Source organism: Sphingomonas rustica, assembly GCF_039652585.1.
Taxonomy (GTDB): Bacteria; Pseudomonadota; Alphaproteobacteria; order Sphingomonadales; family Sphingomonadaceae; genus Sphingomonas; species Sphingomonas rustica.
The window spans coordinates 114,532-140,095 of the sequence record NZ_JBDIZK010000009.1 but is presented as its reverse complement, the minus strand read 5'-3'; the positions used below and the strand labels follow the sequence as shown (position 1 = coordinate 140,095).

At 66.7% G+C, this 25,564-nt stretch carries 27 protein-coding genes; 12 read left to right on the top strand and 15 right to left on the bottom strand.

Annotation, left to right across the window (positions count from 1 at the left end; genetic code table 11):
• Positions 1-12: 12 nt before the first annotated feature.
• Together TPR58_RS15550 and TPR58_RS15545 are read right to left on the bottom strand one after the other, a co-directional pair.
• Positions 13-723 (bottom strand): dienelactone hydrolase family protein, encoded by a 711-nt coding sequence (locus TPR58_RS15550; RefSeq protein ID WP_346247624.1) that lies wholly within the window; start codon positions 721-723, stop codon positions 13-15.
• Complete coding sequence (locus tag TPR58_RS15545) at positions 720-1,196, bottom strand: methylated-DNA--[protein]-cysteine S-methyltransferase (RefSeq protein WP_346247623.1); 477 nt, start codon at positions 1,194-1,196, stop codon at positions 720-722. Before TPR58_RS15545 ends, TPR58_RS15550 begins: the two co-directional genes overlap by 4 nt.
• A gap of 36 nt (positions 1,197-1,232) precedes the next feature.
• Here TPR58_RS15545 and TPR58_RS15540 point away from each other — a divergent pair, with 36 nt between their 5' ends.
• The 6 genes from TPR58_RS15540 to TPR58_RS15515 all read left to right on the top strand — a co-directional run bounded on the left by TPR58_RS15540 (position 1,233) and on the right by TPR58_RS15515 (position 6,970).
• Positions 1,233-1,463, top strand: a complete 231-nt coding sequence (locus TPR58_RS15540) for a DUF6489 family protein (protein WP_346247622.1) — start codon at positions 1,233-1,235, stop codon at positions 1,461-1,463.
• Positions 1,463-2,743: a tRNA uridine-5-carboxymethylaminomethyl(34) synthesis GTPase MnmE gene (gene mnmE / locus TPR58_RS15535; RefSeq protein WP_346247621.1), complete on the top strand. Its 1,281-nt coding sequence runs from the start codon at positions 1,463-1,465 to the stop codon at positions 2,741-2,743. Before TPR58_RS15540 ends, mnmE begins: the two co-directional genes overlap by 1 nt.
• 93 nt (positions 2,744-2,836) lie before the next feature.
• Positions 2,837-4,678 (top strand): tRNA uridine-5-carboxymethylaminomethyl(34) synthesis enzyme MnmG, encoded by a 1,842-nt coding sequence (mnmG, locus tag TPR58_RS15530; RefSeq protein ID WP_346247620.1) that lies wholly within the window; start codon positions 2,837-2,839, stop codon positions 4,676-4,678.
• Complete coding sequence (rsmG, locus tag TPR58_RS15525; protein WP_346247618.1) at positions 4,675-5,298, top strand: 16S rRNA (guanine(527)-N(7))-methyltransferase RsmG; 624 nt, start codon at positions 4,675-4,677, stop codon at positions 5,296-5,298. Before mnmG ends, rsmG begins: the two co-directional genes overlap by 4 nt.
• On the top strand, positions 5,295-6,077 hold the full coding sequence (locus tag TPR58_RS15520) for a ParA family protein (RefSeq protein ID WP_346247617.1): 783 nt from the start codon (positions 5,295-5,297) through the stop codon (positions 6,075-6,077). Before rsmG ends, TPR58_RS15520 begins: the two co-directional genes overlap by 4 nt.
• Positions 6,074-6,970, top strand: coding sequence for a ParB/RepB/Spo0J family partition protein (locus tag TPR58_RS15515; RefSeq protein ID WP_346247615.1), 897 nt, complete (start codon positions 6,074-6,076; stop codon positions 6,968-6,970). The genes TPR58_RS15520 and TPR58_RS15515 overlap by 4 nt, the downstream gene beginning before the upstream one ends.
• 36 nt (positions 6,971-7,006) lie before the next feature.
• Here the strand turns inward: TPR58_RS15515 and holA are convergent, their stop codons facing one another.
• The 4 genes from holA to TPR58_RS15495 are packed head-to-tail and all read right to left on the bottom strand — an operon-like array spanning position 7,007 to position 11,507.
• Positions 7,007-8,029, bottom strand: a complete 1,023-nt coding sequence (gene holA, locus TPR58_RS15510; RefSeq protein ID WP_346247614.1) for a DNA polymerase III subunit delta — start codon at positions 8,027-8,029, stop codon at positions 7,007-7,009.
• Positions 8,026-8,520, bottom strand: coding sequence for an LPS assembly lipoprotein LptE (gene lptE, locus TPR58_RS15505; RefSeq protein ID WP_346247613.1), 495 nt, complete (start codon positions 8,518-8,520; stop codon positions 8,026-8,028). Before lptE ends, holA begins: the two co-directional genes overlap by 4 nt.
• The gene (gene leuS, locus TPR58_RS15500) at positions 8,517-11,054 is read right to left on the bottom strand and encodes a leucine--tRNA ligase (protein ID WP_346247612.1); all 2,538 of its coding nucleotides are present in this window, start codon (positions 11,052-11,054) and stop codon (positions 8,517-8,519) included. Before leuS ends, lptE begins: the two co-directional genes overlap by 4 nt.
• Positions 11,055-11,075: 21 nt before the next feature.
• On the bottom strand, positions 11,076-11,507 hold the full coding sequence (locus TPR58_RS15495; RefSeq protein ID WP_346247611.1) for a DUF3576 domain-containing protein: 432 nt from the start codon (positions 11,505-11,507) through the stop codon (positions 11,076-11,078).
• A 194-nt stretch (positions 11,508-11,701) separates the two neighbouring features.
• Between TPR58_RS15495 and TPR58_RS15490 the strand changes: the two genes are divergently transcribed.
• Positions 11,702-12,403 (top strand): hypothetical protein, encoded by a 702-nt coding sequence (locus tag TPR58_RS15490; RefSeq protein ID WP_346247610.1) that lies wholly within the window; start codon positions 11,702-11,704, stop codon positions 12,401-12,403.
• Here TPR58_RS15490 and TPR58_RS15485 read toward each other — a convergent pair.
• Positions 12,400-12,906, bottom strand: a complete 507-nt coding sequence (locus TPR58_RS15485; protein ID WP_346247609.1) for a thiamine phosphate synthase — start codon at positions 12,904-12,906, stop codon at positions 12,400-12,402. The genes TPR58_RS15490 and TPR58_RS15485 overlap by 4 nt on opposite strands.
• 22 nt (positions 12,907-12,928) lie before the next feature.
• On the opposite strand from TPR58_RS15485, the gene TPR58_RS15480 reads away from it, so the two are divergent.
• Together TPR58_RS15480 and TPR58_RS15475 are read left to right on the top strand one after the other, a co-directional pair.
• Positions 12,929-13,597: a YggS family pyridoxal phosphate-dependent enzyme gene (locus TPR58_RS15480; protein ID WP_346247608.1), complete on the top strand. Its 669-nt coding sequence runs from the start codon at positions 12,929-12,931 to the stop codon at positions 13,595-13,597.
• Complete coding sequence (locus TPR58_RS15475) at positions 13,594-14,256, top strand: HAD family hydrolase (protein WP_346247607.1); 663 nt, start codon at positions 13,594-13,596, stop codon at positions 14,254-14,256. Before TPR58_RS15480 ends, TPR58_RS15475 begins: the two co-directional genes overlap by 4 nt.
• Before the next feature lie 24 nt (positions 14,257-14,280).
• On the opposite strand, the gene ribA is transcribed toward TPR58_RS15475, so the two are convergent.
• From ribA to TPR58_RS15455, 4 genes are all read right to left on the bottom strand, one after another.
• Positions 14,281-15,327, bottom strand: coding sequence for a GTP cyclohydrolase II (gene ribA / locus TPR58_RS15470; RefSeq protein ID WP_346247606.1), 1,047 nt, complete (start codon positions 15,325-15,327; stop codon positions 14,281-14,283).
• Positions 15,324-16,112, bottom strand: a complete 789-nt coding sequence (locus TPR58_RS15465) for an exodeoxyribonuclease III (protein WP_346247605.1) — start codon at positions 16,110-16,112, stop codon at positions 15,324-15,326. The genes ribA and TPR58_RS15465 overlap by 4 nt, the downstream gene beginning before the upstream one ends.
• A 238-nt stretch (positions 16,113-16,350) precedes the next feature.
• Positions 16,351-16,959 carry a LolA family protein gene (locus tag TPR58_RS15460; protein ID WP_428835729.1) on the bottom strand — a complete coding sequence of 203 codons (609 nt, stop codon included), beginning with the start codon at positions 16,957-16,959 and terminating at the stop codon, positions 16,351-16,353.
• A gap of 93 nt (positions 16,960-17,052) precedes the next feature.
• Positions 17,053-19,377, bottom strand: coding sequence for a DNA translocase FtsK (locus TPR58_RS15455; protein ID WP_346247604.1), 2,325 nt, complete (start codon positions 19,375-19,377; stop codon positions 17,053-17,055).
• 113 nt (positions 19,378-19,490) lie between these two features.
• Here TPR58_RS15455 and TPR58_RS15450 point away from each other — a divergent pair, with 113 nt between their 5' ends.
• On the top strand, positions 19,491-20,720 hold the full coding sequence (locus tag TPR58_RS15450; RefSeq protein ID WP_346247603.1) for a UbiH/UbiF/VisC/COQ6 family ubiquinone biosynthesis hydroxylase: 1,230 nt from the start codon (positions 19,491-19,493) through the stop codon (positions 20,718-20,720).
• A gap of 19 nt (positions 20,721-20,739) precedes the next feature.
• Here the strand turns inward: TPR58_RS15450 and TPR58_RS15445 are convergent, their stop codons facing one another.
• Entirely contained in the window at positions 20,740-21,351 is a 612-nt protein-coding gene (locus TPR58_RS15445; RefSeq protein ID WP_346247602.1) for a DUF6445 family protein, read from the bottom strand.
• Between the two features lie 128 nt (positions 21,352-21,479).
• Here TPR58_RS15445 and TPR58_RS15440 point away from each other — a divergent pair, with 128 nt between their 5' ends.
• Together TPR58_RS15440 and TPR58_RS15435 are read left to right on the top strand one after the other, a co-directional pair.
• Positions 21,480-22,067 carry an outer membrane beta-barrel protein gene (locus TPR58_RS15440; RefSeq protein ID WP_346247601.1) on the top strand — a complete coding sequence of 196 codons (588 nt, stop codon included), beginning with the start codon at positions 21,480-21,482 and terminating at the stop codon, positions 22,065-22,067.
• A gap of 121 nt (positions 22,068-22,188) precedes the next feature.
• Positions 22,189-22,500 carry a hypothetical protein gene (locus TPR58_RS15435; protein WP_346247600.1) on the top strand — a complete coding sequence of 104 codons (312 nt, stop codon included), beginning with the start codon at positions 22,189-22,191 and terminating at the stop codon, positions 22,498-22,500.
• A gap of 59 nt (positions 22,501-22,559) precedes the next feature.
• Here TPR58_RS15435 and TPR58_RS15430 read toward each other — a convergent pair whose 3' ends face one another.
• From TPR58_RS15430 to TPR58_RS15420, 3 genes are read right to left on the bottom strand one after another with little or no spacing between them, the layout of a single operon-like run.
• Positions 22,560-23,912, bottom strand: coding sequence for a Gfo/Idh/MocA family protein (locus TPR58_RS15430; protein WP_346247599.1), 1,353 nt, complete (start codon positions 23,910-23,912; stop codon positions 22,560-22,562).
• Between the two features lie 19 nt (positions 23,913-23,931).
• Positions 23,932-25,095 carry a Gfo/Idh/MocA family protein gene (locus tag TPR58_RS15425; RefSeq protein ID WP_346247598.1) on the bottom strand — a complete coding sequence of 388 codons (1,164 nt, stop codon included), beginning with the start codon at positions 25,093-25,095 and terminating at the stop codon, positions 23,932-23,934.
• On the bottom strand, positions 25,092-25,556 hold the full coding sequence (locus TPR58_RS15420; RefSeq protein ID WP_346247597.1) for a cupin domain-containing protein: 465 nt from the start codon (positions 25,554-25,556) through the stop codon (positions 25,092-25,094). Before TPR58_RS15420 ends, TPR58_RS15425 begins: the two co-directional genes overlap by 4 nt.
• Positions 25,557-25,564: the final 8 nt, after the last annotated feature.

Sequence of the window (25,564 nt, the reverse complement as noted above, 5' to 3'; positions counted from 1 at the left end):
CGGCGGCGGCGTTCAGCCGAGATGCCTGGCGAAGAAGTCCGTAGTGTTCCGATCCGCCTGTTCGGCGGCGATGTCATTGCGGCGATCGCCCATCTCGGTCGCGAAGCCGTGGTCGACGCCGGGATAGTCGATCAGCGTGACCTTGGGATGATTGTCCAGCCCCTCGTGCATGCGACGCTGGGCATCGGCATCGACGAAATGATCGTCCTTGGCGATGTGCAGCAGCAGCGGGTGGGCGATGGCGTGCTGCTCGCCCAGCAGGCCATCGATGCCGACCGCATAATAGCCGACGCTGGCGTTCACGTCGGTGCGCGCCGCGGTCATATAGGCGAGCCGTCCGCCAAGGCAGTAGCCGACCGCGCCGACCTTGCCGTCGGGCACGCCGGCATCGGAAAGCTGCTGCCGGGCCGCGCGGATCGTCGCCTCGAGGTCCTGGATGCCGAGATCCTGGTCGAAGCGCTTCATCAGGCCAAAGGCCTGCTGGAGCTGGTCCGGCACATCGGGGTCCAGCTCGATACCCGGCTCCAGGCGCCAGAACAGGTCGGGGGCGATGGCGAGATAGCCTTCGGTCGCCAGCTTGTCGCACTTGCGCCGGATCCCTTCGTTCACGCCGAAGATCTCCTGGATGACGATGATCGCCGCACGCGGCGTCTGGTCCGGCCTGGCGATATAGGCGTCGAAGCGCGCTTCGCCGTCGAGGGTGTTCACGGTCACTTGGGTCATCGGGGGGCTCCAAGGCGTCGCTCATGATCGAGCAGCCATTGCTTGGTGGGAATGCCGGAACCGGCGCTGTAATGGCCGATGGCGCCGGTCGCGAGGATCCGGTGGCACGGCACGACGATCGGAAAGGGGTTGCGTGAGCAGAACTGGCCGATCGCGCGCGGGCTGGAGTTCAATGCCCGCGCCAGCCCACCATAGCTTAGTGTCGAGCCGAACGGCACATCGACCAGCCCCTGGCGCAATTCGCGTCCACGGGGCGTTGCAGCGGGCTTCAGCGCCAGGTCGAAGTCACGCAGCGCGCCTGCAAAGAACGCTTCCAGCTGTTCGGCAGCGGCAAGCAGTGCGGGGCGGTCGGGCCGGCGTCCAGGCTCTGCCTGAGTCAGGATGGCGATGCGATCGAGATAGCGATCATCGCCCTCGATCCGGATCGAGCCGATGGGCGTTGTCACCACGCCCCAGTCGCGCGCATAAGCCATGGCAATCGTCTAGCATGGGCGCTGCGGAGAAGAAGCATGAAGATCAATGTCGAAGTCGATTGCACGCCCGAGGAAGCCCGCCGCGCAATCGGCCTGCCTGACCTGACGCCGGTTCATGATCGCTATATCCAGATGGTCACCGACGCGATGGAGAAGGGCGTGACGCCTGAATTGCTGGAGACGATGACGCGTGCCTGGTCGCCGATGGGCGAGGCGGGCATGAACATGTGGCGCAGCCTGTTCGAGACCGCGACCAAGAAAAGCTGATGGATACGATCTTCGCGGTCTCGACCGGTCAGCCGCCGGCGGCGATCGCCGTGATGAGGATCAGCGGGCAGGGCGCGTTCGACGCGGTTCGAGCGCTGGCGGGTACGCTGCCCGAGCCGCGCCGCGCGGCGGTGCGGGCGCTGCGTCACCAAGGCGAGTTGCTGGACCGTGCGCTCGTGCTGCTGTTCCCGGGCCCGAACTCGGCGACGGGGGAGGATCTGGCCGAACTTCATCTTCACGGCGGGCGAGCGGTCGTCCATGCGGTGGAGACGGCGCTCGCCAGCCTGTCTGGCCTGCGCGGGGCGGAGCCCGGCGAGTTCACCCGCCGCGCCCTGACCCATGGTAGGATCGACCTCAGCGAGGCCGAGGGCCTGGGCGACCTGCTGATGGCGGAAACCGAGGCACAGCGCCGGACCGCCTTGCGATCGGCCGAAGGGGCGGTCCGCCGCGAGGTCGAGGGGTGGACGCGCGAGGCGCTGGGGATCGCTGCCGGTATCGAGGCACTGCTGGACCATTCAGACGAGGACGACGTCGCCGGAAGCGCCGACCCGGTTCCGGCGATCCGCTCGGCCACGGCGCGGTTGGGCGAGAAGATCGAGGCCGTCACCCGGCGACCCTCGGTCGAACGGTTGAGGGACGGCATCCGCGTCGTTCTGGCTGGCCCACCCAATGCCGGAAAATCCACCCTGCTGAATGCACTGGCGGAGCGAGACGCCGCGATCGTGTCGCCGGTCGCGGGGACGACGCGGGACCGGATCGAGGCGCCCGTGGTGCGCAATGGCATCGCCTGGCTATTGACCGACACGGCGGGACTGACCGAGACCGCCGACACGGTCGAGCGCATCGGTGTCGCGCGAGCAGAGGACGCAATCGCGCAGGCGGACATGCTGCTGTGGCTCGGCGATGATGTTGCGCCGCAACATGATGCGGTCATTGCCGTGCACCCGCGTATCGACAGCGACGGACGGTCCGCGATTCCTGCAGGGCGTCTCGGCGTCTCCGCGGCGACGGGGGTCGGGATCGACCTGCTGTGGCGAGAGATGAGTGATCGGGCGCAGGAGCTGCTGCCGGCGGGGGATCAGCTGGCGCTCAACCGGCGGCAGCGGGAGCTGGCGCAGGCTGCGGCTACAGCGCTGCATGTCGCCGCTGGGGAGCAGGACCTGCTGCTGGTTGCAGAAGGGTTGCGCACCGGGCTGCGCGCTCTCGATGCGATCACGGGCAGGGCAGGGGTGGAGGCGATGCTTGATACGTTGTTCGCACGCTTCTGTATCGGCAAGTGAGATGTTTCACGTGGAACATCATATCTTCCCGGGTTGACGTGTTTCACGTGGAACAGTTTTGACGAGGCTGCTCGACTCCACTAGTTGAATGCCATGCACTTCGATGTGATCGTAATCGGCGGCGGCCATGCTGGGACCGAGGCTGCAGCCGCGGCCGCGCGCCGCGGTGCGCGAACGGCGTTGATCAGCTTCGACCTCGACAAGATTGGCGCCATGTCCTGCAACCCGGCAATTGGTGGGCTGGGGAAGGGGCATCTGGTTCGTGAAGTCGATGCGTTCGACGGCTTGATTGCCCGTGCTGCCGATGTGGCGGCGATCCATTATCGGATGCTCAACCGCAGCAAGGGCACGGCGGTCCAAGGACCGCGCGTCCAGGCCGACCGTCGGGCCTATGCCGCAGCGATCCAGCACATAATCGCCGCTCAGCCTGGGCTGGACCGTGTTGAAGGGGAAGCGGCGGCGCTGATCCTTGACGGGTCTGAGATTGCCGGTGTCGAACTTGCCGATGGCAGCATGATCAAGGGGCGATCCGTCGTGCTGGCAACCGGCACGTTTCTCGGTGGTCGTATCTACCGCGGTGAGGAACGGCTCGATGGCGGTCGCATCGGCGAGTCGTCGTCGCATCGCATGGCGCGGCAGTTGCGCGCGCTGGATCTCCCAATGGCGCGTCTCAAGACGGGTACCCCGCCTCGTCTCGACGGACGCACGATCGATTGGGCGCGTATCGAGGAGCAGCCCTCCGATTCCGATTTCTGGACGATGTCGCCGCTCTCGACCTGTCGGGTGCTGCCGCAGCTTCATTGCGGGGTAACGCGGACCGGTGAAGCAACACATGACGCGATCCGATCGGGGCTCGATCGGTCGCCGCTGTTCACCGGAGCGATCGGTGCACAGGGGCCCCGTTACTGTCCCTCGATCGAGGACAAGATTCATCGTTTCGGGGATCGCGACGGGCACCAGATTTTCCTCGAACCCGAAGGACTCGACACCAGCCTGATCTATCCCAACGGGATGTCGACATCGCTGCCGGTGGACGTCCAGGTGGCGATGGTCCAATCGATCGCCGGCCTCGAGCGGACGGAGATCGTCACGCCCGGCTATGCCGTTGAATATGACCATATCGACCCGCGCACGCTGGATGCGACATTGGGGCTGCCGCAGATCGAGGGGCTGTTCTGCGCAGGGCAGATCAATGGCACGACCGGATATGAGGAAGCGGCGGGGCAGGGGCTGGTCGCCGGCATCAATGCCGCGGCGCATGCGATCGGGATCGAGCCGCTGATCCTGGACCGGGCGACAAGCTATCTGGGGGTCATGGTCGACGACCTCGTGCTTCAGGGGGTGACCGAGCCCTATCGCATGCTGACGGCGCGCGCCGAGTATCGCCTGCGCCTGCGTGCGGACAATGCGGAGACGCGGCTAGGGCCGATTGCGGAGGCGCTTGGATGCCTTGGGAGCGAGCGCCGCGAGCGTCTTGCGACACGCAGGCAGATGCGGGACGAACTCGACCATCATTTCTCCTCGTCCGTGACCGCCAGTGTAATGCGGGACCGCGGTGCGCCCGTTGCGCAGGATGGTGCTCGACGGCAGGCGCGGGAGTGGCTTCGCTTTCCGGGCGTCGAGTTGCGACATGTGGTCGCGGGAGACTTGCCGGTAACCGATGATGCGCTGCTCGCCGAGTATGTCGAGGATCAGCGCTATGCGCCCTATCTGGAGCGTCAGGATGCCGAGGTCGCCCAACTACGCGCAAATGATGCCGTTCGGCTGGATCGCGATCTCGCCTACGCCGCTATCCCCGGCCTTTCGAATGAAATGGTGGAGCGGCTTGGTGCGGCGAAGCCCGAGACGCTCGGTGCCGCGTCCCGCATTCGTGGGATCACACCAGCGGCCTTGTCGGCCATCCTGCTCCATGCCCGACGCAGGGTTGCGGCATGACCGAGGAGTCAGCCCGCCAGTGGATCATCGACCGCTTCGGCGTTTCACGTGAAACACGACTGGCCCAATTCGCGGACCTCCTCGTGCAGGGCTCGGCGCAGCAGAACCTCATCTCTGCGTCCACTATTCCATACGTCTGGGAGCGGCACCTGCTGGACTCGGCTCAGCTCATCCCCTTGGCGGCGGAAGCGGGCGAGGGGAGCTGGATCGATATCGGGGCGGGTGCCGGGCTGCCAGGGATGGTGATCGCAATCCTGACGGACAGGCCGGTCGTGCTCGTCGAGCCGAGAATCAAGCGCGTGGAATTCCTGCGAGAGACGGCAGCGGTGCTGGACCTGGGGCAGCAGGTCGACGTCGTCCAGAGCCGGATCGAGAGCTACAAGCCGCCAGTTGCGGCTTCCGTCGTGTCCGCTCGCGCCGTGGCGGAGCTGTCGAAACTCCTTCTCTCCACAGTTCATTGCACAGACTTATCCACAGTCTGGATCCTGCCAAAAGGTCGCAACGTCCAATCCGAGGTGGATGATGCGCGGCGAAAATGGCAGGGTGTGTTTCACGTGGAACGCAGCCTGACGGCCGACGACTCCGGAATCGTCGTCGCACGAGGAGTTCGTCCAAGATGATCGCTATCGCCATCGCCAATCAAAAAGGTGGTGTGGGAAAGACCACGTCCGCCATCAATGTCGGGACGGCGCTGGCTGCGATCGGCAAGCGCGTGCTCCTGATCGATCTCGACCCCCAGGGAAACGCGTCGACCGGCCTTGGCATCGGCCGTTCGGACCGTGAGCAGTCGAGCTACGACCTGTTGCTGACCGACGGCGCGACGCTGGATCAGGTGGCTCGGCCGACCAAGGTGCCGAACCTAGATATCGTCGCTGCCACCCAGGATCTGTCGGGAGCCGAGATCGAGCTGATCGAGTTCGACGCGAGGACCCACCGTCTCGATACGGCGATCGCACGGGGCGCGGGCTCATGGGACGTGATCCTGATCGACTGTCCGCCGTCCCTGGGGCTGCTCACGATCAATGCGATGGTCGCTGCGCATGCGCTGCTCGTCCCGCTGCAATGCGAGTTTTTCGCTCTGGAGGGGCTCAGCCAGCTGCTGAACACCGTCGAGCGGATCCGCAGTCGATTCAATCCCGGCCTGTCGATCCTGGGCGTCTTGCTGACCATGTACGATCGCCGCAACCGGCTGTCCGACCAGGTGTCGGACGATGTCCGCGCCGTGCTTGGCAAGGTCGTGTTCGATACCGTCATCCCGCGCAACGTCCGGCTGTCCGAGGCGCCAAGCCACGGCCTTCCGGCATTGATCTACGACCATCGCTGCTCCGGATCGGAAGCCTATATCGCGCTGGCGCGCGAGGTGATCGACCGCCTGCCCAAGCTGAAGAAGGCCGCATGACCAAGGAAGATCCGACCGCCGCTCCGGCCGCGCGCAAGCCCCGTTCGGGATTGGGCAGGGGTCTGTCCGCATTGCTGGGCGACAGCGCCCGCGAAGAGGCGATCGATGGATCGTCCGAGCCGGGTTCGGGAATTCGCATGCTTCCCGTCAGCTCGCTGGCGCCGGACCCGCTTCAGCCGCGCCGCCATTTCGACGAAGACGCGCTCGAGGAGCTTGCCAAGTCGATCGCCTCCAAGGGGATGATCCAGCCGATCTTCGTGCGTCCCCACGGGCACAGCTATCAGATCGTCGCAGGCGAGCGCCGATGGCGCGCGGCCCAGCGCGCGCGACTGCACGAGGTTCCCGTGATCGTCCGTGACCTGAGCGATTCGGAAACGCTCGAGATCGCACTGATCGAGAATATCCAGCGGCAGGACCTGAACGCGATCGAAGAAGCCGATGGCTATGCCCGGCTGATCAAGGAGTTCGGTCACACCCAGGAGGCGCTGGGAAAGATCGTCCACAAGTCGCGCAGTCATGTCGCGAACCTGATGCGATTGCTCGACCTTCCGGAGGGTGTGCGCCAGCTGCTGGTCGATGGCGAGATCGAGATGGGCCATGCTCGCGCGTTGATCGGGGTTCCCGATGCCGAAAAGCTGGCGCGACTGATCGCGGACAAGGGGCTGACGGTGCGCGAGGCGGAGAAGCTGGCGCGCGATGCCAAGCCGAAGCGCAAGGGCGAGGCCGCATATCGCGATCCCGATATCAGCGCGCTTGAGGGTCAGCTTGGCGACGTGCTGGGGCTGAACATCCGCATCAAGCACGGCGCCAAGGGCGGCACGCTGGTCCTCAACTATTCGACGCTCGATCAGCTCGACATGGTCTGCCAGAGGCTCAGCGGCGAGCGGATCTGATCGCGCCGCAGGGCTTGCGACGGACGGGGCAGGGGGTCAGTTGCGGAAACGCGCTGCCGCTCGGGTCAGGGCCACGCATTCGGCCTCGGCGAGGACCTCGCCGGCGCTCGCTGCGCTCATCATCGAGCGTTCGGCTTGCCGGGTACGATCGATCGCACGGGCCAGCTGTGAGGCATTCCAGCGGCGCAATGCGCGCGCGGTCGAACCACGCTCCTTGAAGAAGATGCGGTGCTTCTCGATCACATCGTCGATGCTCGATCCCGCTTCGACCTCGGCGCGCAGTTCCGACAGGGTCACGAGCCGCCGGGCAAGGCTGCGCAGCAGCGGTATCGTCGATCCCATGCCCTCGCTTGCGGCGGTCAGTTCGGAGCCGATATCCGCCGTGCGCCCATCGACGATCGCCTCGATCGCGCCGAACATGCCGTCCTCGCCGATATCCGCGCCGATCTCGTCCAGCGCCCGCGCATCGGCATCGCGCGGGCGATCGGGTGCGGCGTCGAGATACAGGGCCAGCTTCTCGATCTCACGGCTGAGGACCGCGCGGTCGGCGTTCGATGCCTGGGCCAGCCGCTGCGCGACATCGGTCGGGATGCGCAGTCCCTGTTCGCGGCCGATCAGCTGGACCAGCTGCACGGCACCGGCGCCTTCCGGAACATAGCAGGCGTGCGCCATCGCCGCGGAACTGGCGATCGCCAGCTTGACCAGCTTGCCGCTGGTCTTCAGCCCCGGCCCGATCGCAACGACCGGATTACCGGCGCGCTCGGCGCTCAGCAGCAGCGAGAATGCCTCGACGGTGAATTCGTCCGCGGCGGTGACGCGGATCAGCCGGGCGCCGCCGAAGAGCGACATCGACGCCGCCTCGTCCGCCAGCCGCCCGGGCGAGCTGCGCAGCTCCTTCGCGTCGATGTCGATCCGCTCGACGTCGGAGCCCATTGCCCGTCCCAGGCGCGCGGCCAGCTCGGCTGCGCCCGCTTCATCTGGCCCGTGGAGCAGGTAGAGGCGCGTCTCCGGCTTCGGCGCATCCATCGCCGCGCGGATCTGCGGCGCGGTAGCCTTCACTTGCCGCTTTGCGCGTACCGGGCGACGCGGGCCACGATCTGGTCGGCAACGATCTGAGACAGCCGCTCGAGGGCGGATCGCTCGGCCGCGATCGTGGCATATTCGGATCCGACCACGTCGATGCCCGCATCCGACCCGGCCGTGGCATCAAGCACCACCTGACCATTGGACAGGTCGACCAGCTGATAGCGCGCGCGCAGCGTCCGGCGCTCGCGCGACACCGAATCGTCGCGACGCACACCCAGGCCGGCGATCTGGTCGTCCAGGCGCACGTCGAGGCGGTAGCGCGGCGCGGCATCGTCGCCGGCCCGCAATCGGTCGCGCAGCGCGTTCGAGACGAACCAGCCCGATTCACCCTCGATCGGTCCGACCTGGACCGCCGCGAGCGTCGATTGCACCGGCCCCGCGACCCCGCCGCCATAAAGCGGACGAAGGCCGCATCCCGACAGGGCGACAGCGGAGACAGCGAGCAGGGCGGCGGCGCGGATCATGCGACGATGTTCACCAGCCGATCGGGGACGACGATCACTTTCCTGGGCGCCTTTCCTTCGAGGGCGCGCTGGACATTCTCCGATGCCAGCGCTGCGGCTTCGGCGACGTCCTTTGCGGCACCCTTTGGCAGTACCAGCGTATCGCGCAGCTTGCCATTCACTTGCACGGCAATCGTGACCTCGTCGTCGACCAGCAATGCCGGATCGACCTCGGGCCAGGGGGCGTCGGCGATCAGGCCGTCATTCCCCATCAGCGCCCAGGCTTCCTCGGCAAGATGGGGAACCATCGGCGCGACGATTCGTGCCAGGGCGCGGATCGCATTCGTGCGCGATGCGGAAGGCGACGCCTTCTCGATCGCTGCCGTCAGCTCGTAAAGCTTCGCCACCGCCTTGTTGAAGGCAAGTGCCTCGACATCTTCGGCGACGCCGGCGATCGTCCGGTGCAGCTTCTTGTCGAGCGCGACATCGGCGCCGTCAGCATCCTTCTGTTCCGCGAGCTGATCGAACAGCCGCCACAGCCGCTGGACGAAGCGCCAGGCGCCCTCGATGCCATTCTCGGTCCATTCCAGGTCGCGCTCTGGCGGCGAGTCCGACAGCATGAACCAGCGCACGGCGTCGGCGCCATACTGGTCGACGATGCCGGTCGGATCGACCGTGTTCTTCTTCGACTTGGACATCTTCTCGATGCGGCCGATGTCGACGGGGGCACCATCTGTCTTCAGCGTCGCGCCGTTGCCGGCGATGTCCAGATCCTCGGGATTGTACCAGACGCGTTCAGTACCCTCGCCGCGATAATAGGTCTCGTGCGTGACCATGCCCTGGGTGAACAGGCCCGCGAACGGTTCCGCCACGTCCAGCTTGCCCATGTGGCGCAGCGCCCGCGTCCAGAAGCGGGCGTAGAGCAGATGCAGGATCGCGTGCTCGACCCCGCCGATATATTGCCCGACCGGCAGCCATTGCTCTGCCACGCTCTTGTCGAACGGCTTGTCGTCCGGCTGGCTGGCAAAGCGGATGAAATACCAGGAACTGTCGACGAACGTGTCGAGCGTATCGGTCTCGCGACGGCCTGGGCCCCCGCAGCCGGGGCAGTCGACGTCGCGCCAGGTCGGATGACGGTCGAGCGGATTGCCGGGGACGTCGAAGGTGACATCCTCGGGCAGTACGATCGGCAGGCTGTCGCGCGGGGCGGGGACCACGCCGCAGCTGTCGCAATGGATCACCGGGATCGGCGTGCCCCAGTAACGCTGGCGGCTGACGCCCCAGTCGCGCAGGCGCCAGACGGTCGTGCCGGTTCCCCAGCCGCCTTCTTCGGCGCGGACGATCACCGCGCGCTTGGCATCGGCGACATCCATCCCGTCGAGGAAGTGTGAATTCACCAGCGTGCCGGGGCCGGTATAGGCCTCGTCCTCGTGGAATGCCGGATCGGCCCTGTCGCCGTCCGAGACCACGCGGCGGATCGGCAGCGCATATTTGGTCGCGAACTCGAAGTCGCGCTGGTCATGCGCCGGCACGCCGAACACGGCGCCGGTACCATAATCCATCAGGACGAAATTGGCGATATAGACCGGCAATTTCCATTCTGAATCAAAGGGATGCGTCGCGCACAGGCCGGTGTCCCAGCCCAGCTTCTCCTGCGTCTCAAGCTCGGCCGCAGTGGTCCCGCCCAGCTTGCACTGTTCGACGAATGCCGCGATCTCGGGATTGCCGGCCGCCAGATGCTGGGCGATCGGGTGATCGGCGGCGATCGCGACGAAGCTCGACCCGAAGATCGTGTCGGGACGGGTGGTGAACACCTCGACCTGGTCGGTGCCGCCGGCGTTCGGGTCCAGCGCGAAGCGGAACTTGAGCCCCTCCGACTTGCCGATCCAGTTTTCCTGCATCAGCTTGACCTTGTCGGGCCAGTGTTCGAGCCCCTGGACGCCTTCCAGCAGTTCGTCGGCGAACTGGGTGATCTTCAGGAACCACTGGCTCAGCTTGCGCCGCTCGATCAGTGCGCCAGAGCGCCAACCGCGCCCGTCGATCACCTGCTCGTTGGCGAGCACGGTCAGGTCGACCGGATCCCAGTTGACCGCAGATTCCTTGCGATAGACCAGCCCGGCGTCGAGCAGGTCGAGGAACAGCGCCTGTTCGTGGCCGTAATAATCGGGCTCGCAGGTGGCGAGCTCGCGGGTCCAGTCCAGCGCGAAGCCCAGCCGCTTCAGCTGCGCCTTCATCGTCGCGATATTCTCGCGCGTCCAGGCACCGGGATGGACCTTCTTTTCCATCGCCGCATTCTCGGCCGGCATGCCGAACGCGTCCCACCCCATCGGATGGAGCACTTCCATGCCCTGCATCCGCCGGAACCGGGCGAGCACGTCGCCCATGGTATAGTTGCGGACATGGCCCATGTGGATGCGTCCCGACGGATAGGGAAACATCTCGAGCACATAGGATTTGGGCTTGGGCGAATCGTCACGCGCGGAAAAGGTGCGGGACTCGTCCCACACCTTCTGCCACGCCGCGTCCGCCTTCAGCGCGTTGAAGCGCGACGCCATAGGATAGGCTTCCTGTCTGGGTTAATCGACGATCGCCGCGCGACGCAGGTCGCGCGCACGGGTGAGGATGATGTCCTCGAGCTTCTGGACCGTCGCCGCCTGGACCGGCGCCGACACCCACTGGCCGTTCCGGTTCACTTCGCGCAGCGATGCGACGCGGAGCGCATCGGCGCGCAGATCCTGGTCGAGGATCGTGATGGTGATCTTGACCCGCTCGGTCGGCACGTTGGGATTGACGTACCAGTCGGTGACGATGACGCCGCCGTTGGAATCGGTCTGGAGAATCGGCATGAAGCTGATCGTGTCGAGCGAGGCGCGCCACAGATAGGCGTTCACGCCGATCGTGGTCACCTTGGACGCGGCGATGTCTGTCTTGGGCCGCTCACGGCCGCCGCACGCAACGAGGGGAAGGATGAGCGACCCGAGGATCGCGCAGCGCAACAGGCGGTTCATCGACAACATCCTAAAGGCAGAAAGAGGCAAGGCGAGCATCTATAGAGGCTGATGTGGCGGGAGCAAGGCGGCAGGAATCTGTGGACCCACGGCAACACCTGACTCGGAAAATGGTAGGGGGACTGGAACCACTCTTTCGCTCCGGGGTAGAAGTTGCCATCTGACAGGGGATGAACATGCGAGTCGGACGAGTCTTGACGGGGATTGGTGTGGGAGCGCTCGGCGCTGCCGCGATCCTCGTTACGCCTGCGCTCCAGGCGAGCGAGAATCGGGCGATGGCGGCACCCGCCAACCGCGATCCGATTCGTATCGGCATCTTCACGCCTGCGGCGGCGGATCCGAAGCTCGCTGCCGTTCTGTCGAAGAGCGGCATGCCCGACACCGGCTTCCGCTTCACGCCGTCCGATGCGCGCAGCACCGGCAACCGTTCGGTTCTGGTCGCGGTGCGAGCCACCGCCAGCAGCACCAACGCCGTGGTCGATCGCGCTACCGCGATCGCGCCTTCGGTCAGTGTCGCGCCGATCGCCTATAATCTGGGCACGTCGGTCGGCTGGAAGAAGTTCGCGATCTCGACCGATGTCGCGCGGATCAACCCGGTTGCCGTAACCCAGCCGGTCGGCCGCGACCGCAACGATCTCGGCCTGGTCGATACCGGCAAGCGCAGCAGCAAGAGTGCGATCGCCAGCATCGATCGTCCGCTGATCGACGCTCCGGCGATCACCGGCGATCAGCCCAGTTATTCGCTCGATGTCGGCGGCAGCTATTCGCTGACCCGCAACCTCGATGTCACTGCAGGCGTGCGCTACAAGAGCGAGCGTGAGCGGATCGACCCCAGCCTGACCGACAACCGCCGCGACAGCCAGGCGGTCTATGTCGGGACGGCCTTCCGCTTCTAACCAGACCACGCGTCGATCGCTGCCCAGCCGCTTGCGCCGGGGAGCCCGCGCATGCGCGCTTCGGTCATTCCGCCCAGCGCGATGACGGGCACCGGCAGGTGGCGTACCAGCAGACCGAAGCGAATCCGGCCCAGCGTCTGCGCGCCGGGATGCGATCGGGTCGCGAAGACCGGCGAGACGAACAGCAGGTCGGCGCCCGCGCGGATCGCCTGAATCGCCTCGCGCCGCGAGTGCGCCGCGGCGGTACGAACTCCGGCGCCGCGATGCCTTCCATTATGGACATGACGGCTACCCGGCAGATCCGCGGCGACCAGCAGCAGCCCGCGGCGGCGCGCAATCCTGGCCACGCGATCGTACAATGCCCGCCGCCCGGGAACGCCATAGTGACGAAACACCACGCCGCTGCCGCGCGGAAGCCGTTCGAGCGCCGGCCACAGGGCGTCCCCCATGCGCGGGTCGGTCATCAGCCAGATTGCGGGCAGGGAGGGGTGGCGGCGGCGCATCCCCCCTCCTATAGCCTCGCCCATGCCATCCGACGATGCCAAGAGCCGCCTCGCAGATCTGCGCGAGAAGATCGCCCGCGCCGCCAGGACCGCGGGCCGCGATCCCGCCTCGATCGAACTGATCGCGATCTCGAAGACCCATCCTGTCGAGGCGATCCGCCCGCTGATTGCCGCCGGCCAGCGCGTCTTCGGCGAGAATCGCGTACAGGAGGCGGCCGGCAAATGGCCGGCGCTGCGCGAGCAAACGCCCGATCTTCGCCTGCACCTGGTCGGACAGCTCCAGTCGAACAAGGCCGACGAAGCGGTCGCGCTGTTCGACGCGATCCATTCGGTCGACCGCAGTTCTCTGGTCACCGCGCTTGGGCGGGCGATGGACAAGGCGGGCAAGCGTCCCGATTGCTTCATCCAGGTCAATATCGGCGAGGAGGAGCAGAAGGGCGGCTGCGCCATCACCGATCTGCCGGCGCTGCTGGCCGAAGCGCGCGCGGCGGACCTGCCGGTTGCCGGGCTGATGTGCGTTCCCCCTCAGGATCTGGAGCCGGCACCCTGGTTCGCGCTGCTCGCAAAGCTGGCCCGCGACAATGGCCTGGCGGGGCTCAGCATCGGCATGTCGGGGGATTACGAGGCGGCAATCTGGCTCGGCGCTACCCATGTCCGGGTCGGCAGCGCGCTGTTCGGGGCGCGCGGATGAAATATCAGGGGATCATCTTCGACTTCGACGGCGTGCTGCTGGAAAGCGAATATGCCGGCAATATCCAGATCGCCGACTATCTGACGCGCATCGGTCATCCGACCAGCGCGGAGGATTCGATCTCGAATTTCATGGGCTTGTCGGGTGCCGACTTCATCGCCGCGATCGAGCGGTGGATCGGCCGGCCGGTCCCCGACGATTTTCACGCCGAGCGCGAGACCGAGAATAATCGCGTCCTCGAGGAAGGACTGGAGTCGGTTGCCGGCGCGATCGCCTTCGTCCGCTCGCTTCCCGCCGACCTGCCCCGGGCGATCGCGTCATCTAGCAGCACGCACTGGATCCAGACCCACTTGGATCACATGGGAATCGGCGACCTGTTCGAAGGCCGCATCTTCTCGGGCCGAGAGCATGTGACGCGTGGAAAGCCTGCGCCGGACATCTACCTCCACGCCGCCCGGGCGATCGGGATCGATATCGAGCACAGCGTGATCCTCGAGGATTCTCCCGTCGGCGTGACCGGCGCAGTCGCCTCGGGCGCGCATGTCATCGGCCTGTGCGCCGGCCGCCATTGCGCCATGGGCCACGCCGATCGGTTGCGCGCGCTGGGCGTGACTGAAATCGCCGGCGATTTCGACGAGGTCGCGCGACTGATCGCCTGAACCGCCGGGCGCCCCGGCACTGCTTCAGAGCTGGTGGCCAGTCCGGTCGCGCTTGGTGTCGAGATAGCGCGCATTGTGCGGGTTGGGCGGCAGCTTGTGCGGCACCCGCTCGGTCACCGAAATGCCCGCCGCCTCGAGCGCGGCGACCTTGTCGGGATTGTTGGTGAGCAGCCGGATCGCCGGCTGGCCCAGCAGCGTCAGCATCCGCGCCGCCACCTTGAAATTGCGCGCGTCGACGGCGAAGCCCAGCCGGACATTGGCGTCGACCGTATCGAACCCCTGGTCCTGCAGCGCATAGGCACGCAGCTTGTTGATCAGGCCGATGCCGCGGCCTTCCTGGCGCAGGTAGAGCAGGATACCCCAGCCGCTGGCCTCGATCGCGTGCACCGCGGCATGGAGCTGCGGGCCGCAATCGCATTTCAGGCTGCCCAGCATGTCACCGGTCAGGCATTCGCTGTGCAGCCGCACCAGCGGGGCATTGCCGTCGGGCTGGCCGATGATCAGGGCGACATGCTCGCCCGGCATCTCGTCGGTGCGGAAGGCGACGATCTCGCTGTCCTCGGCTCCGGCGACCGGCAGGCGGGCGCGGGTGACGATCCGCAGGCGGTCCGCATCCTCGTGCGCATCGATGTCCGCGAGCGCGATTGCCGGCTCGCCTTGCGCGGGCCGGGCGAAAAAGGCGGGGAGCACGCCGGCGATCCGCGCGAGTCGCAGCGCGGCGCCTGCCACGTCGGGCCAGTCGAGCGCGATCGCGCGGAACGGTCCCTTCAGCGGCGTGGCGAGGTCGAACTGCGGATCGGCCAGTGCGGTCGCGGTATCGAAGTCGAGCCAGGGCGACCGGTCGACCAGCACCGGATTGTCGGGCACCGCGGCGTCGCGCTGGTTGGCAAGCTTCAGCGTCCATGCGCGGCCGGCCGACAACAGCAATGGCGCCTTGGCGTCAGGGTCGAAAGCGGCCAGCCGCTCGCGATCCGCCGTCTCGACCGCAAGCAGCGCCACCCCGTCGATCGCGACCGGCCAACCACGCCGCAGCGCATCGATGGCACGGGCGGCAGCGCGCGGGTCGCTCAAAAGTCGAACTCGGTGACGATCGGAACGTGATCGGACGGCTTGAGCCAACTGCGGCACGGCTCGCACACGCGGTGGGCGCGGGCGGTGTCGGCGATCGCCGGGCTCGCCCACATGTGATCCAGCCGGCGACCGCGATCGGATGCTTCCCAATCCTTCGCCCGGTAGCTCCACCACGTGAAGCAGCGTCCCGGCGCGGGAATGAAACGGCGCCCGAGATCGACCCAGCCATGTGCCGCCTGCATCCGGGCCAGCGCCTCGATCTCGATCGGGGTGTGGCTGACCACGTCGATCAGCTGCTTGTGGCTCCACACGTCGCATTCCAGCGGCGCGATGTTGAAGTCGCCGGTCAGGATCGTCGGCATGTCGAGCGCGGCGGACCAATCGGTCATCCGCTGGATGAAATCGAGCTTCTGGCCGAATTTCGGGTTCACCTCGCGATCGGGGACATCGCCGCCGGCGGGGACATAGACATTCTCGAGCCGGACGCCATTGGGCAACCGCACGCCGACATGGCGGGCTTCGCCATTGGCCTGCCAGTCGAGCCGGTCGTCCTCCACGATCGGCACGCGGCTGATGATCGCGACCCCGTGATGCATCCGCTGGCCGTGGATGATGACATGGTCGTAGCCGAGCGCCCGGAACGGTGCGGCGGGAAAATCGCCGTCGATCACCTTGGTTTCCTGCAGGCACAGGATGTCGGGCGATTCCTCGCGCAGGAATTGCTGGACGATATCGATGCGGAACCGCACCGAATTGATGTTCCACGAAGCGATCGTCGTCGTCATTGCGTCGCATGTAGCGCGTTCACCGGGCGATTCCAGCCCGCGCCTTGCCATCGCGATCGACAAGGGCCCGAAAACGGAAAGGCCCCCGCTCCGGGGGCATTGGAGCGAGGGCCGACCTGGCGTTCGTCACGCAGGCGGGAGGTGGGTATCCCGGGCAACAGGGGGGAAAATCCCGGGTACGCCCCACATCCGCAACACCGCTTCTAGGCGCGGCAACCTGCACGCTAGATGAACGGATTCAGCGACGCGGACCGCTCGACCTCCGCGGGTCGTTCCAGCGGAACGTTCCGTCGGCAATCGCGGCATTGAAGCGCTGATCCGACAGGCGGATCGTGGTGCGGTTGTTCTGCGAATCCAGGGCGACCCAGCCCTGCAGCATCAAGCCGCCAGGCGATCCGGCGCTGCGCTGGAAGATCATCGTGATCCGCCCATATTCGGGATGCTTGGGATCGCGCACCTCGACCGAGATCACGCGCGAATCACCGGTCGGGACCAGCTTGGCGAACTGGGTGATGTCCCGCTTCGGGTTGAGCAGGACCGCCAGCGGCGAATTGCCGATCGGCCAGCGCTCGACCTGGCGAACCTGATAGTCGATGAAATAGAGCGAGCTGCCATCGGCGACGATCAGCTGAGGCACGCCCTTTTCATACTGAAAGCGGATCTTGCCCGGCCGCTTCAGCGTCATCGTTCCGTTCAGCGTCTTGCCGGCGCGATCGGTCTGGCTGAAGCTGGCGGTCATGCTGGAGACCGCCTGAAGATGGGTCTGGACCTGCGCCAGATCATTCTGCTGCGGCGCTGCCGCCACCAAGGCGGGCGTCGCGAGCGCGAGAGTCAGGAGCGTCGGCAGTCGGTACACGGTCTTCTCCGAATTGCGTGAGGATCGCGCATGGCAGGCGCGGCTTGAATGCGCCGTGAACCCCTGTGACGCGCGATTCGATCCCTAGAGCGGTCGTCCGTCGGTATCCATCAGCACCTCGCGCCGACCGACATGGTCGGGCTTGGACACATGGCCTTCGCGCTCCATCCGCTCGATCAGTCGGGCGGCGGTGTTGTAGCCGACGCGCAGCTGGCGCTGCAGCCACGAGGTCGATGCCTTCTGGCTCTCGGCGACCAGTTGGACCGCGCGGCGATAGGATTGCTCCTCGGGCGTATCCTCGCCGTCCGGGCCGCCCTCCAGCGCGAAACCGCCATCCTCGGGTTCCTCGGTAACGGCGGTGATGTAATCGGGCTCGCCCTGGCTGCGCCAGAAGTCGGAGACCGCCTGGACTTCCTCGTCGCTGACGAACGGGCCGTGGACGCGGGCGAGCTGCTTGCCGCCGGGCATATAGAGCATGTCGCCCTTGCCCAGCAGCTGTTCGGCGCCCTGTTCGCCCAGGATCGTGCGCGAATCGATCTTCGACGTGACGTGGAAGCTGATCCGCGTCGGCAGGTTGGCCTTGATCACGCCGGTGATGACGTCGACCGACGGACGCTGCGTCGCCATGATCAGGTGGATGCCCGCGGCACGGGCCTTCTGCGCCAGCCGCTGGATCAGGAATTCGACTTCCTTGCCCGCGGTCATCATCAGGTCGGCAAGCTCGTCGACGATGATGACGATCTGCGGCAGCGGCTGCAGGTCGAGCGTCTCTTCCTCGTGGATCGGGCGGCCATTCTCGTCATAGCCGACCTGGACCTTGCGGCCCAGCTTCTGGCCCTTGGCCTTGGCCTGGCGGACCTTGTCGTTGAAGCTGGCGAGGCTGCGGACATTGACCGACGCCATCATCCGGTAGCGGTCCTCCATCTGCTCGACCGCCCATTTCAGCGCGCGCACCGCCTTGGGCGGATCGGTCACCACCTCCGCCAGCAGGTGCGGGATGCCCTTGTACATGCTGAGTTCGAGCATCTTCGGGTCGATCATGATCATCCGGCACTGATCCGGCGTCAGCCGGTAGAGCAGCGACAGGATCATGCAGTTCAGCCCGACCGACTTGCCCGATCCGGTCGTGCCGGCGACGAGCAGGTGCGGCATCGGTGCCAGGTCGGCGATGATCGGATCGCCCGAGATGTTCTTGCCCAGCACCAGCGGCAGCGTCGCGCCCTGGTCCTCGAAGCTCTGGCTGCCGATCAGTTCGTGAAGGTTGACCGGTTCGCGCTTTGCGTTGGGCAGTTCGATGCCGATGACGGTGCGGCCGGGAATCGTCGCGACGCGCGCGGAAATGGCGGACATGTTGCGCGCGATGTCGTCGGCCAGCTGGATGACGCGGCTGGCCTTGATGCCGCTCGCCGGTTCCAGTTCGTACATGGTGACGACCGGGCCGGGCCGAACCTCGACGATCTGCCCCTTCACGTTGAAATCGTCGAGCACGCTTTCGAGCAGGCGCGCGTTGCGCTCGAGTGCGGCCTTGTCGACGACATTTCCGCTCCCCGGCGCCGCCGCCTTCAACAGGTCGAGCGGGGGCAGCGCATAGCTGTCCTTGAAATCCAGGCTGGTCTGGGTCGGCGGCTTGGCACTGGCGGGTCTGGGTGCGATCGCGCGATCGGCGATGACCGGGCCGGGCCTCGTCTCCGGCATTGCCACCTTGCGCGGAGCAGGGCGCGGCTCGTCGTCACTGCCGCGCAGCGGGGCGGCAAAGCCGTCCTCGTCCGCCTCGTCCTCGATCTCGCGCGCCGGGCGCGGTGTCTTGAAGGGCAGTTGCGGGATCGCCCAGCCGCGCGGATCGGGCAGGCGGAAATCGAGCGCACGCCACCAGATCCACAGCCCGGATATGCCCAGGATCGCCGCGATCACGCGTCCGGCCCAGGTTGCGATCATCGCGTCGCCGGTCAGGGACAGAAGCGCGCGCAGCCCCTTGGCCACCATCAGGCCGATCAGTCCGGCCCGACCGGCCGGCAGCGTCGAGTCGATCGGCACGAATGCCAGGCTGATCGCGAACAACAGCGCGCCCAGCGCACCCCGGCGCAGCATCGCGCCGATGCCGGTCAGCGGCCGGTCCTGCAGCAGCCGGTTCACCGCGACCAGGCCGATCGGCATCAACAGCCAGACCGGCGCCCCGAACAGCGAAAAGAGGATGTCGGCTGCCCAGGCGCCGACGCCGCCCAGCAGGTTGCGCGCCGGACCGGCCGCCGCGGTGTTCAGGGATGGATCCTGGGCATGATAGCTGATCAGCGCGAGAATCAGCGCCATCACCCCCAGGAACAGGGCGATACCGCCGATCAGCGCGCCGCTGCGGCGAACGCCAGCCTTCATCGTGTCGCGCCAGTGCGGCGCAGGTGCGCGGGACGCCATCGTCCAGCCTCCGGCAAAAATTTCAGGGGGTGCGCGGAAATCATCGCTTGGCGGGAGTCCGACGTCAAGCCGTGCATTGGCACGCCGGGCATCGCGCGCTACGGGCTGAGGTCATGGAACGCGCAACCGATCGGGCAGACGTCCTTATCCTCGGCGGCGGGCTGGTCGGCAGCGCGCTTGCCACCGCGCTCGACGCGCACGGCCTTTCATCGATCGTCGTCGATCCGGCGGATCCGGAAACGATCCTGGCGGCGTCGTTCGACGGCCGCGCTTCCGCGATCGCCAGCGCGCCCTATCGCATGTTCGAGGCCATCGGAGTCGCCGACCGGCTGACGGGGCTGGGGTGCCCGATCAAGGGGATTCGCGTGTCCGACGGGCTGGCGCCCGGCAAGCTCGATTTCGAACCCGACGCCGACGACGGCGCGCTGGGGCACATGTTCGAGAACCGCGCGCTGCGCCGGGCGCTGCTCGAGGCGGCGCAGGCCGCCCCGCTGGCGGATGTCCGGATGAAGACGCGCGCCGTGTCGGTCGATCGCGGTCCGCACGGCGTCACTGCGCTGCTCGATTCGGGCGCCACGGTGACGGCGCCGCTGCTGATCGCTGCGGAGGGGCGCAACTCCCCGACCCGCGAGGCCGCGGGGCTCAAGGTCGCGCGCTGGAGCTATGATCACGCCGCGATGGTGATCTCGCTCCATCACGAGCGCAGCCACGAGAATATCGCCTACGAGATCTTCTATCCCGACGGCCCGTTCGCGATCCTGCCGCTGCTCGACGACGAGCATGGCCATCGCTCGGCGATCGTCTGGACGGTCAACGCGTCGCACGCGCCGGGCATGCTGGCGCTATCCGACCGCGCCTATCTGCACGAGGCGGAGAAGCGGATGGGCGGGTTCCTCGGACCGCTCAGCCGGCTGGGCTCGCGCTTCAGCCATCCGCTCGGCTTTCATCATGCCGCCTGGATCACCTCCGACCGGCTGGCGCTGGTCGGTGACGCGGCCCATGGCATCCATCCGATCGCCGGCCAGGGGGTCAATGTCGGTTTCCGCGACGTCGCGACGCTGGTCGAGGTGCTGGTGGAGGGCAAGCGGCTGGGCATGGACCTGGGCGACCCGCAACTGCTGGCCCGCTATCAGCGCTGGCGCGGACTCGACACCTTCATGGTCGCGGCGGCGACCGATGGCCTGACCCGATTGTTCGGAATTCCCGGGCGGACCGTGTCGAAGGTCCGCCGCCTCGGCCTGTCGGCGGTCGATCGCCTGCCGCCGCTCAAGCGCGCCTTCATGGCCGAGGCACGAGGCGAGAGCGGCGACGTGCCGAAGCTGCTCCAGGGCCTGAAGGTCTGAATCGCTCGCTCGGCCGAACCTATCTCGGGGCGGCGGCAAAGAACATCAGATGGACCAGCCGTCCGTTCTCCGGCCGGTCGCCGAAGCCGGCGGCGGAATTGTGGAACATCCAGGGGCTGAACAGGATCAGCCGGTTGAACCGCATCGGGACCGTCATCGTCTTTTCCCAACGCGCCGGCTTCAGCGTGTCGCCGTTGACGACCTCGTCGATCAGCCGATTGACGTCGGAATAGCCGCTGGCCGCGAGTTCGACCGGGGTCTGCGGGATCCGTTCCAGTCCGGTCGGGCGGTGGCGGAAGAAGTCGGTCCCGCCGCGGCAATGCTGGGGAAGACTGAGGTAGAGTATGCCCGAATAGGCACACGGATCGACATGGACACCGCTGGCACCCTTGTCGCCCTTCAGCGTCAGGCGGCAATGCTGGTGCGTCGTCCCGGGCGCGGCCTGCAGCGCGAAGCCCGCGCGCTTGCTCGCTTCATCGTCGAGCCCAGTCACCGGAAGCGGCGCCGTCGAGACAAGACCGGGATAATTGCCGCCCTTGAACAAGGGATCGTAATCGAGCGCCAGCGCCTTTCGGCGAAAGCCATGCGGGTCCGACAGGAAGTCGTCGATGATGATCAGCGATGGCGTCATCCGCGCTGCCTAACAGCGTATCGATAACGGATCAAAAAAGCTGATGGACGGCCGCCGGTCTTGGCGCTAGCGGCAGCCGCGCCGAGTCATCGGCCTCTTTTCGAAGAGACAACAGGGGGAATATCAGAATGAAGACCTTTATGGCCGCAGTTGCGGCCCTTGTCTGCGTGCCCGTCATGGCTGCCGCTCAGGACGCACCCGAAACGATCGACAAGGGCGTCGATGGCGTTCGCGTCGAAGCCCGCCTCGGCTGGGAAACGCCGACCGTCACCGACGGCAGCGGCGATATCTACAAGATCGGCCAGGCCGTGTCGTTCGGCGGCGAAGTCGGCTTCGACGCGCAGGTCGGCAACTCGATCACGCTGGGCGCCTATGCGAACTACGACGTTTCGAACGTGGAAATCTGCGAAGGCGGCGACTGCATCGGGGTGAAGGGCAACTTCAGCGCCGGCGCTCGCCTGGGCTTCATCGTCTCGCCGCGCACCGTCGTCTACATCAAGGGCGGCTACAACTCGATCACGATGAAGGCCCAGAGCGGTTCCTTCTCGGGCGAAGAGTCGAAGGGCGGCGTCGGCGGGGCGCTCGGCGTCGAATTCGGCGTCAGCAAGAACGTCTATGCGTTTTTCGAGGGCAACTACGCCGACTTCGGCGAGCTGGGCTATGGCATCAACCTGCAGCGTCGCCACGTCGCGGGCGGCATCGGCGTTCGCTTCTGATCGACGTCGATCGCATCGAACAGGGAAGGGCGTCCGGCATCCGGGCGCCCTTTTCTTTTGTCGATGCCGCAGTCGATCTTACCGGCGCAGATGATATGCACGGACACCGGAGGTGGCACTGATGAAGGCCCTCGATCACGAACCCAATCGCTGGTTTCTGCTTGAGGAGGGCGAGACGCTCTATCTCGACGCGCATTGCAGCCACAGCTTCATCAACTATTCGGTCCTGATCGCGCTCGACGGCGCGGAGCGTGCGCAATTCCAGACCGAGGGACGCAGCTATCTCGACCGGCTCAGCTACGACATCCATTATAGCGCGCCGATCGTGCGCGAGAGCAAGTCGCCCTGGAAGGGACGCAACCTGACCGCGTCGCTGGGCGATGCGGTGAACGAGGCGGTGCGTTGCTGGCGGGACGGGCAGGGCGGCAGCTGAGGATAAAAATCGGGACCCGCCCACGCCGCGGAACGGGTCCCAGGATGTGCGGTCGGGGGTCAGACCGCGTATTTCGCGCGTTGCGGGCGGCTCAGCATCCGGTTGGCCTCCTCGTCGCCGATGAATCGCTCGGCCTTCGGGTCCCAGCGCAGCCGGCGCCCGGTCTTCATCGCGATCCAGTGGAGCAGGCAGGTCGAGCAGGCGCGGTGGCCAATCTCCGCCGGCGCGCTGAGCGGCGCGCCGGTGCGGACCGCATCCAGCCAGTTGCGATGCTGTTCGGGGGCGTCGAGCAGCCGGACCTCGTTCGCTCCGATCACGCTGGACAGGATCTTCGGATCGCTCGCCTGGAGCGGGTCGATCTGCGGACCGGAGGGATCGCTGGCGGTGACGGCCCCGCTGCGCGTCACGAAGATCCATCCCTTGTCGCCTATGAACTTCACGCCGTTGGGCAGCGCGCCCGAGACGGTCATGGTGACGCCGTTGGCGTAGAGGGCGTGGGTCTCGAACCGGCCGTGCACGTTCCACAGGCCGCTTTTGGGAAATTCGGCCTTTCCCCAGATCTCGACCGGACCGGAATGCTCCATGTCCATGCCCCAATGGGCCGTGTCGATATGGTGCGCCCCCCAGCCGGTGATCATGCCCGATCCGAACTGCTCGACGCGCAGCCAGCCCGGACGGTCCTCGAACGAGGACTGGGGATGAACCCGCATCTCGGTATAATAGGTCTCGGGCGTCGTCCCCAGCCACGCATCATAGTTCAGGCCCGGCGGGATCGGCATGGCCGGCGCGTCCGGGCCCGACGGATCGCCGGGCAGGCCGATCTCGACATGCTTCAGCGCGCCGATCCGGCCGTTGCGGACGAGCTCGCAGGCCCGACGGAATTGCGGCCAGGGCGTCGATCCGCGCTGCTGCGATCCGATCTGCAGCATTCGGCCCGACGCCTTGACGGCATCGGCCATCGCCCGACCCTCGGCGATGGTCAGCGATGCGGGCTTCTGCAGATAGACATGCTTGCCTGCGCGCACCGCATGGATCGCCAGCGGCGCATGCTGGTGGTCGGGGGTCGAGATCAGCACCGCGTCGATGTCCGGCGCGGCGATCAGCTCGCGATAGTCGGTATAGCCGCGGGTGCCCGAATAGTCCTTGCCCAGCTTGGCCGCGTAGCGATCGTCGACCAGCTGCTGCCCTGCGCCCAGCCGGCGGACATCGACATCGCACACCGCGACGATCTGGGCATCGTCATGCCTCATCGTCTCCTTGATATCGTGGATCCGGCTGATCCGTCCCACCCCGATCGCGCCGACGGTGATGCGGTTCGACGGCGCGTTGCGTCCGAACACGCTGGCGGGCACGATCATCGGCGCGGCCAGCGCCACGCCTGTCTTCATCGCTCCGCGTCGGGTCAGCTGCATGATCGGGCCCCTTTCGATGTCAGGCGAGGATCGGGCGCGTGGCGTTCTTCTGCGCGATCAGGACCAGTTCCGCCGCGAGCAGCGCCTGGTCCTGGTCCTGCGCGATCGAACTGCGCTCGACGATGTCGGTCACGAATTGCGGGCCGAAGGGCAGGGGAACCTGCGAACAGTCCATATATCGGCTGCCCTTTCGATCGGTGATGAACAGATGGTTGCCGCCGCTGCGCCCAGCCACGTCGATATATTTGCGCAGCTCGATGAACCCCTCGGTCCCCAGGATGAACAGGCGGCCGTCGCCCCAGGTGGCGAGTCCGTCGGGTGTGTACCAGTCGACGCGGACATAGCCGGTGCCGCCGTCGCCGGTGATCGTCATGTCACCGAAATCCTCGAACTTCGGCCGGTCGGGCCAGGCGAGATTGCCGGTCTGCGACGCGATCACCTTCGCGCGGCGGCTGCCGGTGTAGAACAGGAACTGATCGGCCTGGTGACTGCCGATGTCGGTCAGGATGCCGCCATAGCGCGCCTTGTCCCAGAACCAGTCGGGCCGGCTCGGCGCGCTGACACGGTGCGGCGCCAGGTTCACGGTCTGGACGACCTTGCCGATCGCACCCTGCTGGACCAACTGCCCGGCCATCACCGCCGATCGCACCTCCAGCCGTTCGGAATACATGATCGCGAACTTGCGGCCGGTTTCCTTCACCGCGCGGCGGACGTCCGCCAGCTGCTTCAGCGTGGTGATCGCGGGCTTGTCGGACAGATAGTCCTTGCCCGCGCGCATCACCCGGATGCCCAGCGGCGCGCGAAGGTCGGGGATCGGGGCCGCGGCAACCATCTGGATCGACCGGTCCTCGACGATCTCCGCCTCGCTGCGCGCCAGCGCTGCTTGGGGATAGCGGCGGCGGAAGGTTTCGATCTGCCCGGGATCGGTCGCATGGAACGACACCAGTGTCCCGCCGCCGCGGATCATCGCGTCGGTCATCGAATAGATGTGGGCATGGTCCAGCCCGATCACCGCGAAGCGGATGCGGTGCCTTGCTTCCGGCGCCGGTCCGGTCGGTGCCGCCTGCGCGCCCACCGCATTGCCCTGGCTCGCAGACTGCGCGAGCGTGTCGTGCGCGAAGCTTGCGGCAAGCCCGGCGAGGCCTGCGCCGGCCAGGATCGTGCGGCGATCGATCTCGGTCATGAAGGCTCCTTGCCGGCGCTGCGCGGCGTGGCCGGCGTCTTCCAGTTGATGACATGATAGGTCGCCGGTCTGGATCCGACGTTTCGCAGCGCATGCGGTGCGTTCGACGCGTTGAAGACGACCGATCCCGGGCCCAGCCGTTTCCACGCGCCGCCGTTCAGCACCTCGACCGTGCCTTCGCGGACGATCACCAGCTCTTCGTTGGGATGGGAATGCGGGGGATGCGAGCTGGTGCCGGCGTTCAGCGTGGTGACGTGCATCTCGAGCTCGTCGAGCGTCGCGGTAGGCTGCCGCACCAGGTCGCGGACCGCGCCGACATCGGTCTGCCGCGCGGTCATCGCCTGCCAGTCCCAGATCGTCGGGCCCAATCGTCCGGGCGCGCCCTGCGACGCGGTCGCGGCCGACGCGCCGATGACGCCTGCCACTGCGGCGACGAGCATGTCCCTGCGTCCGAAGCGCATCTGCCCTC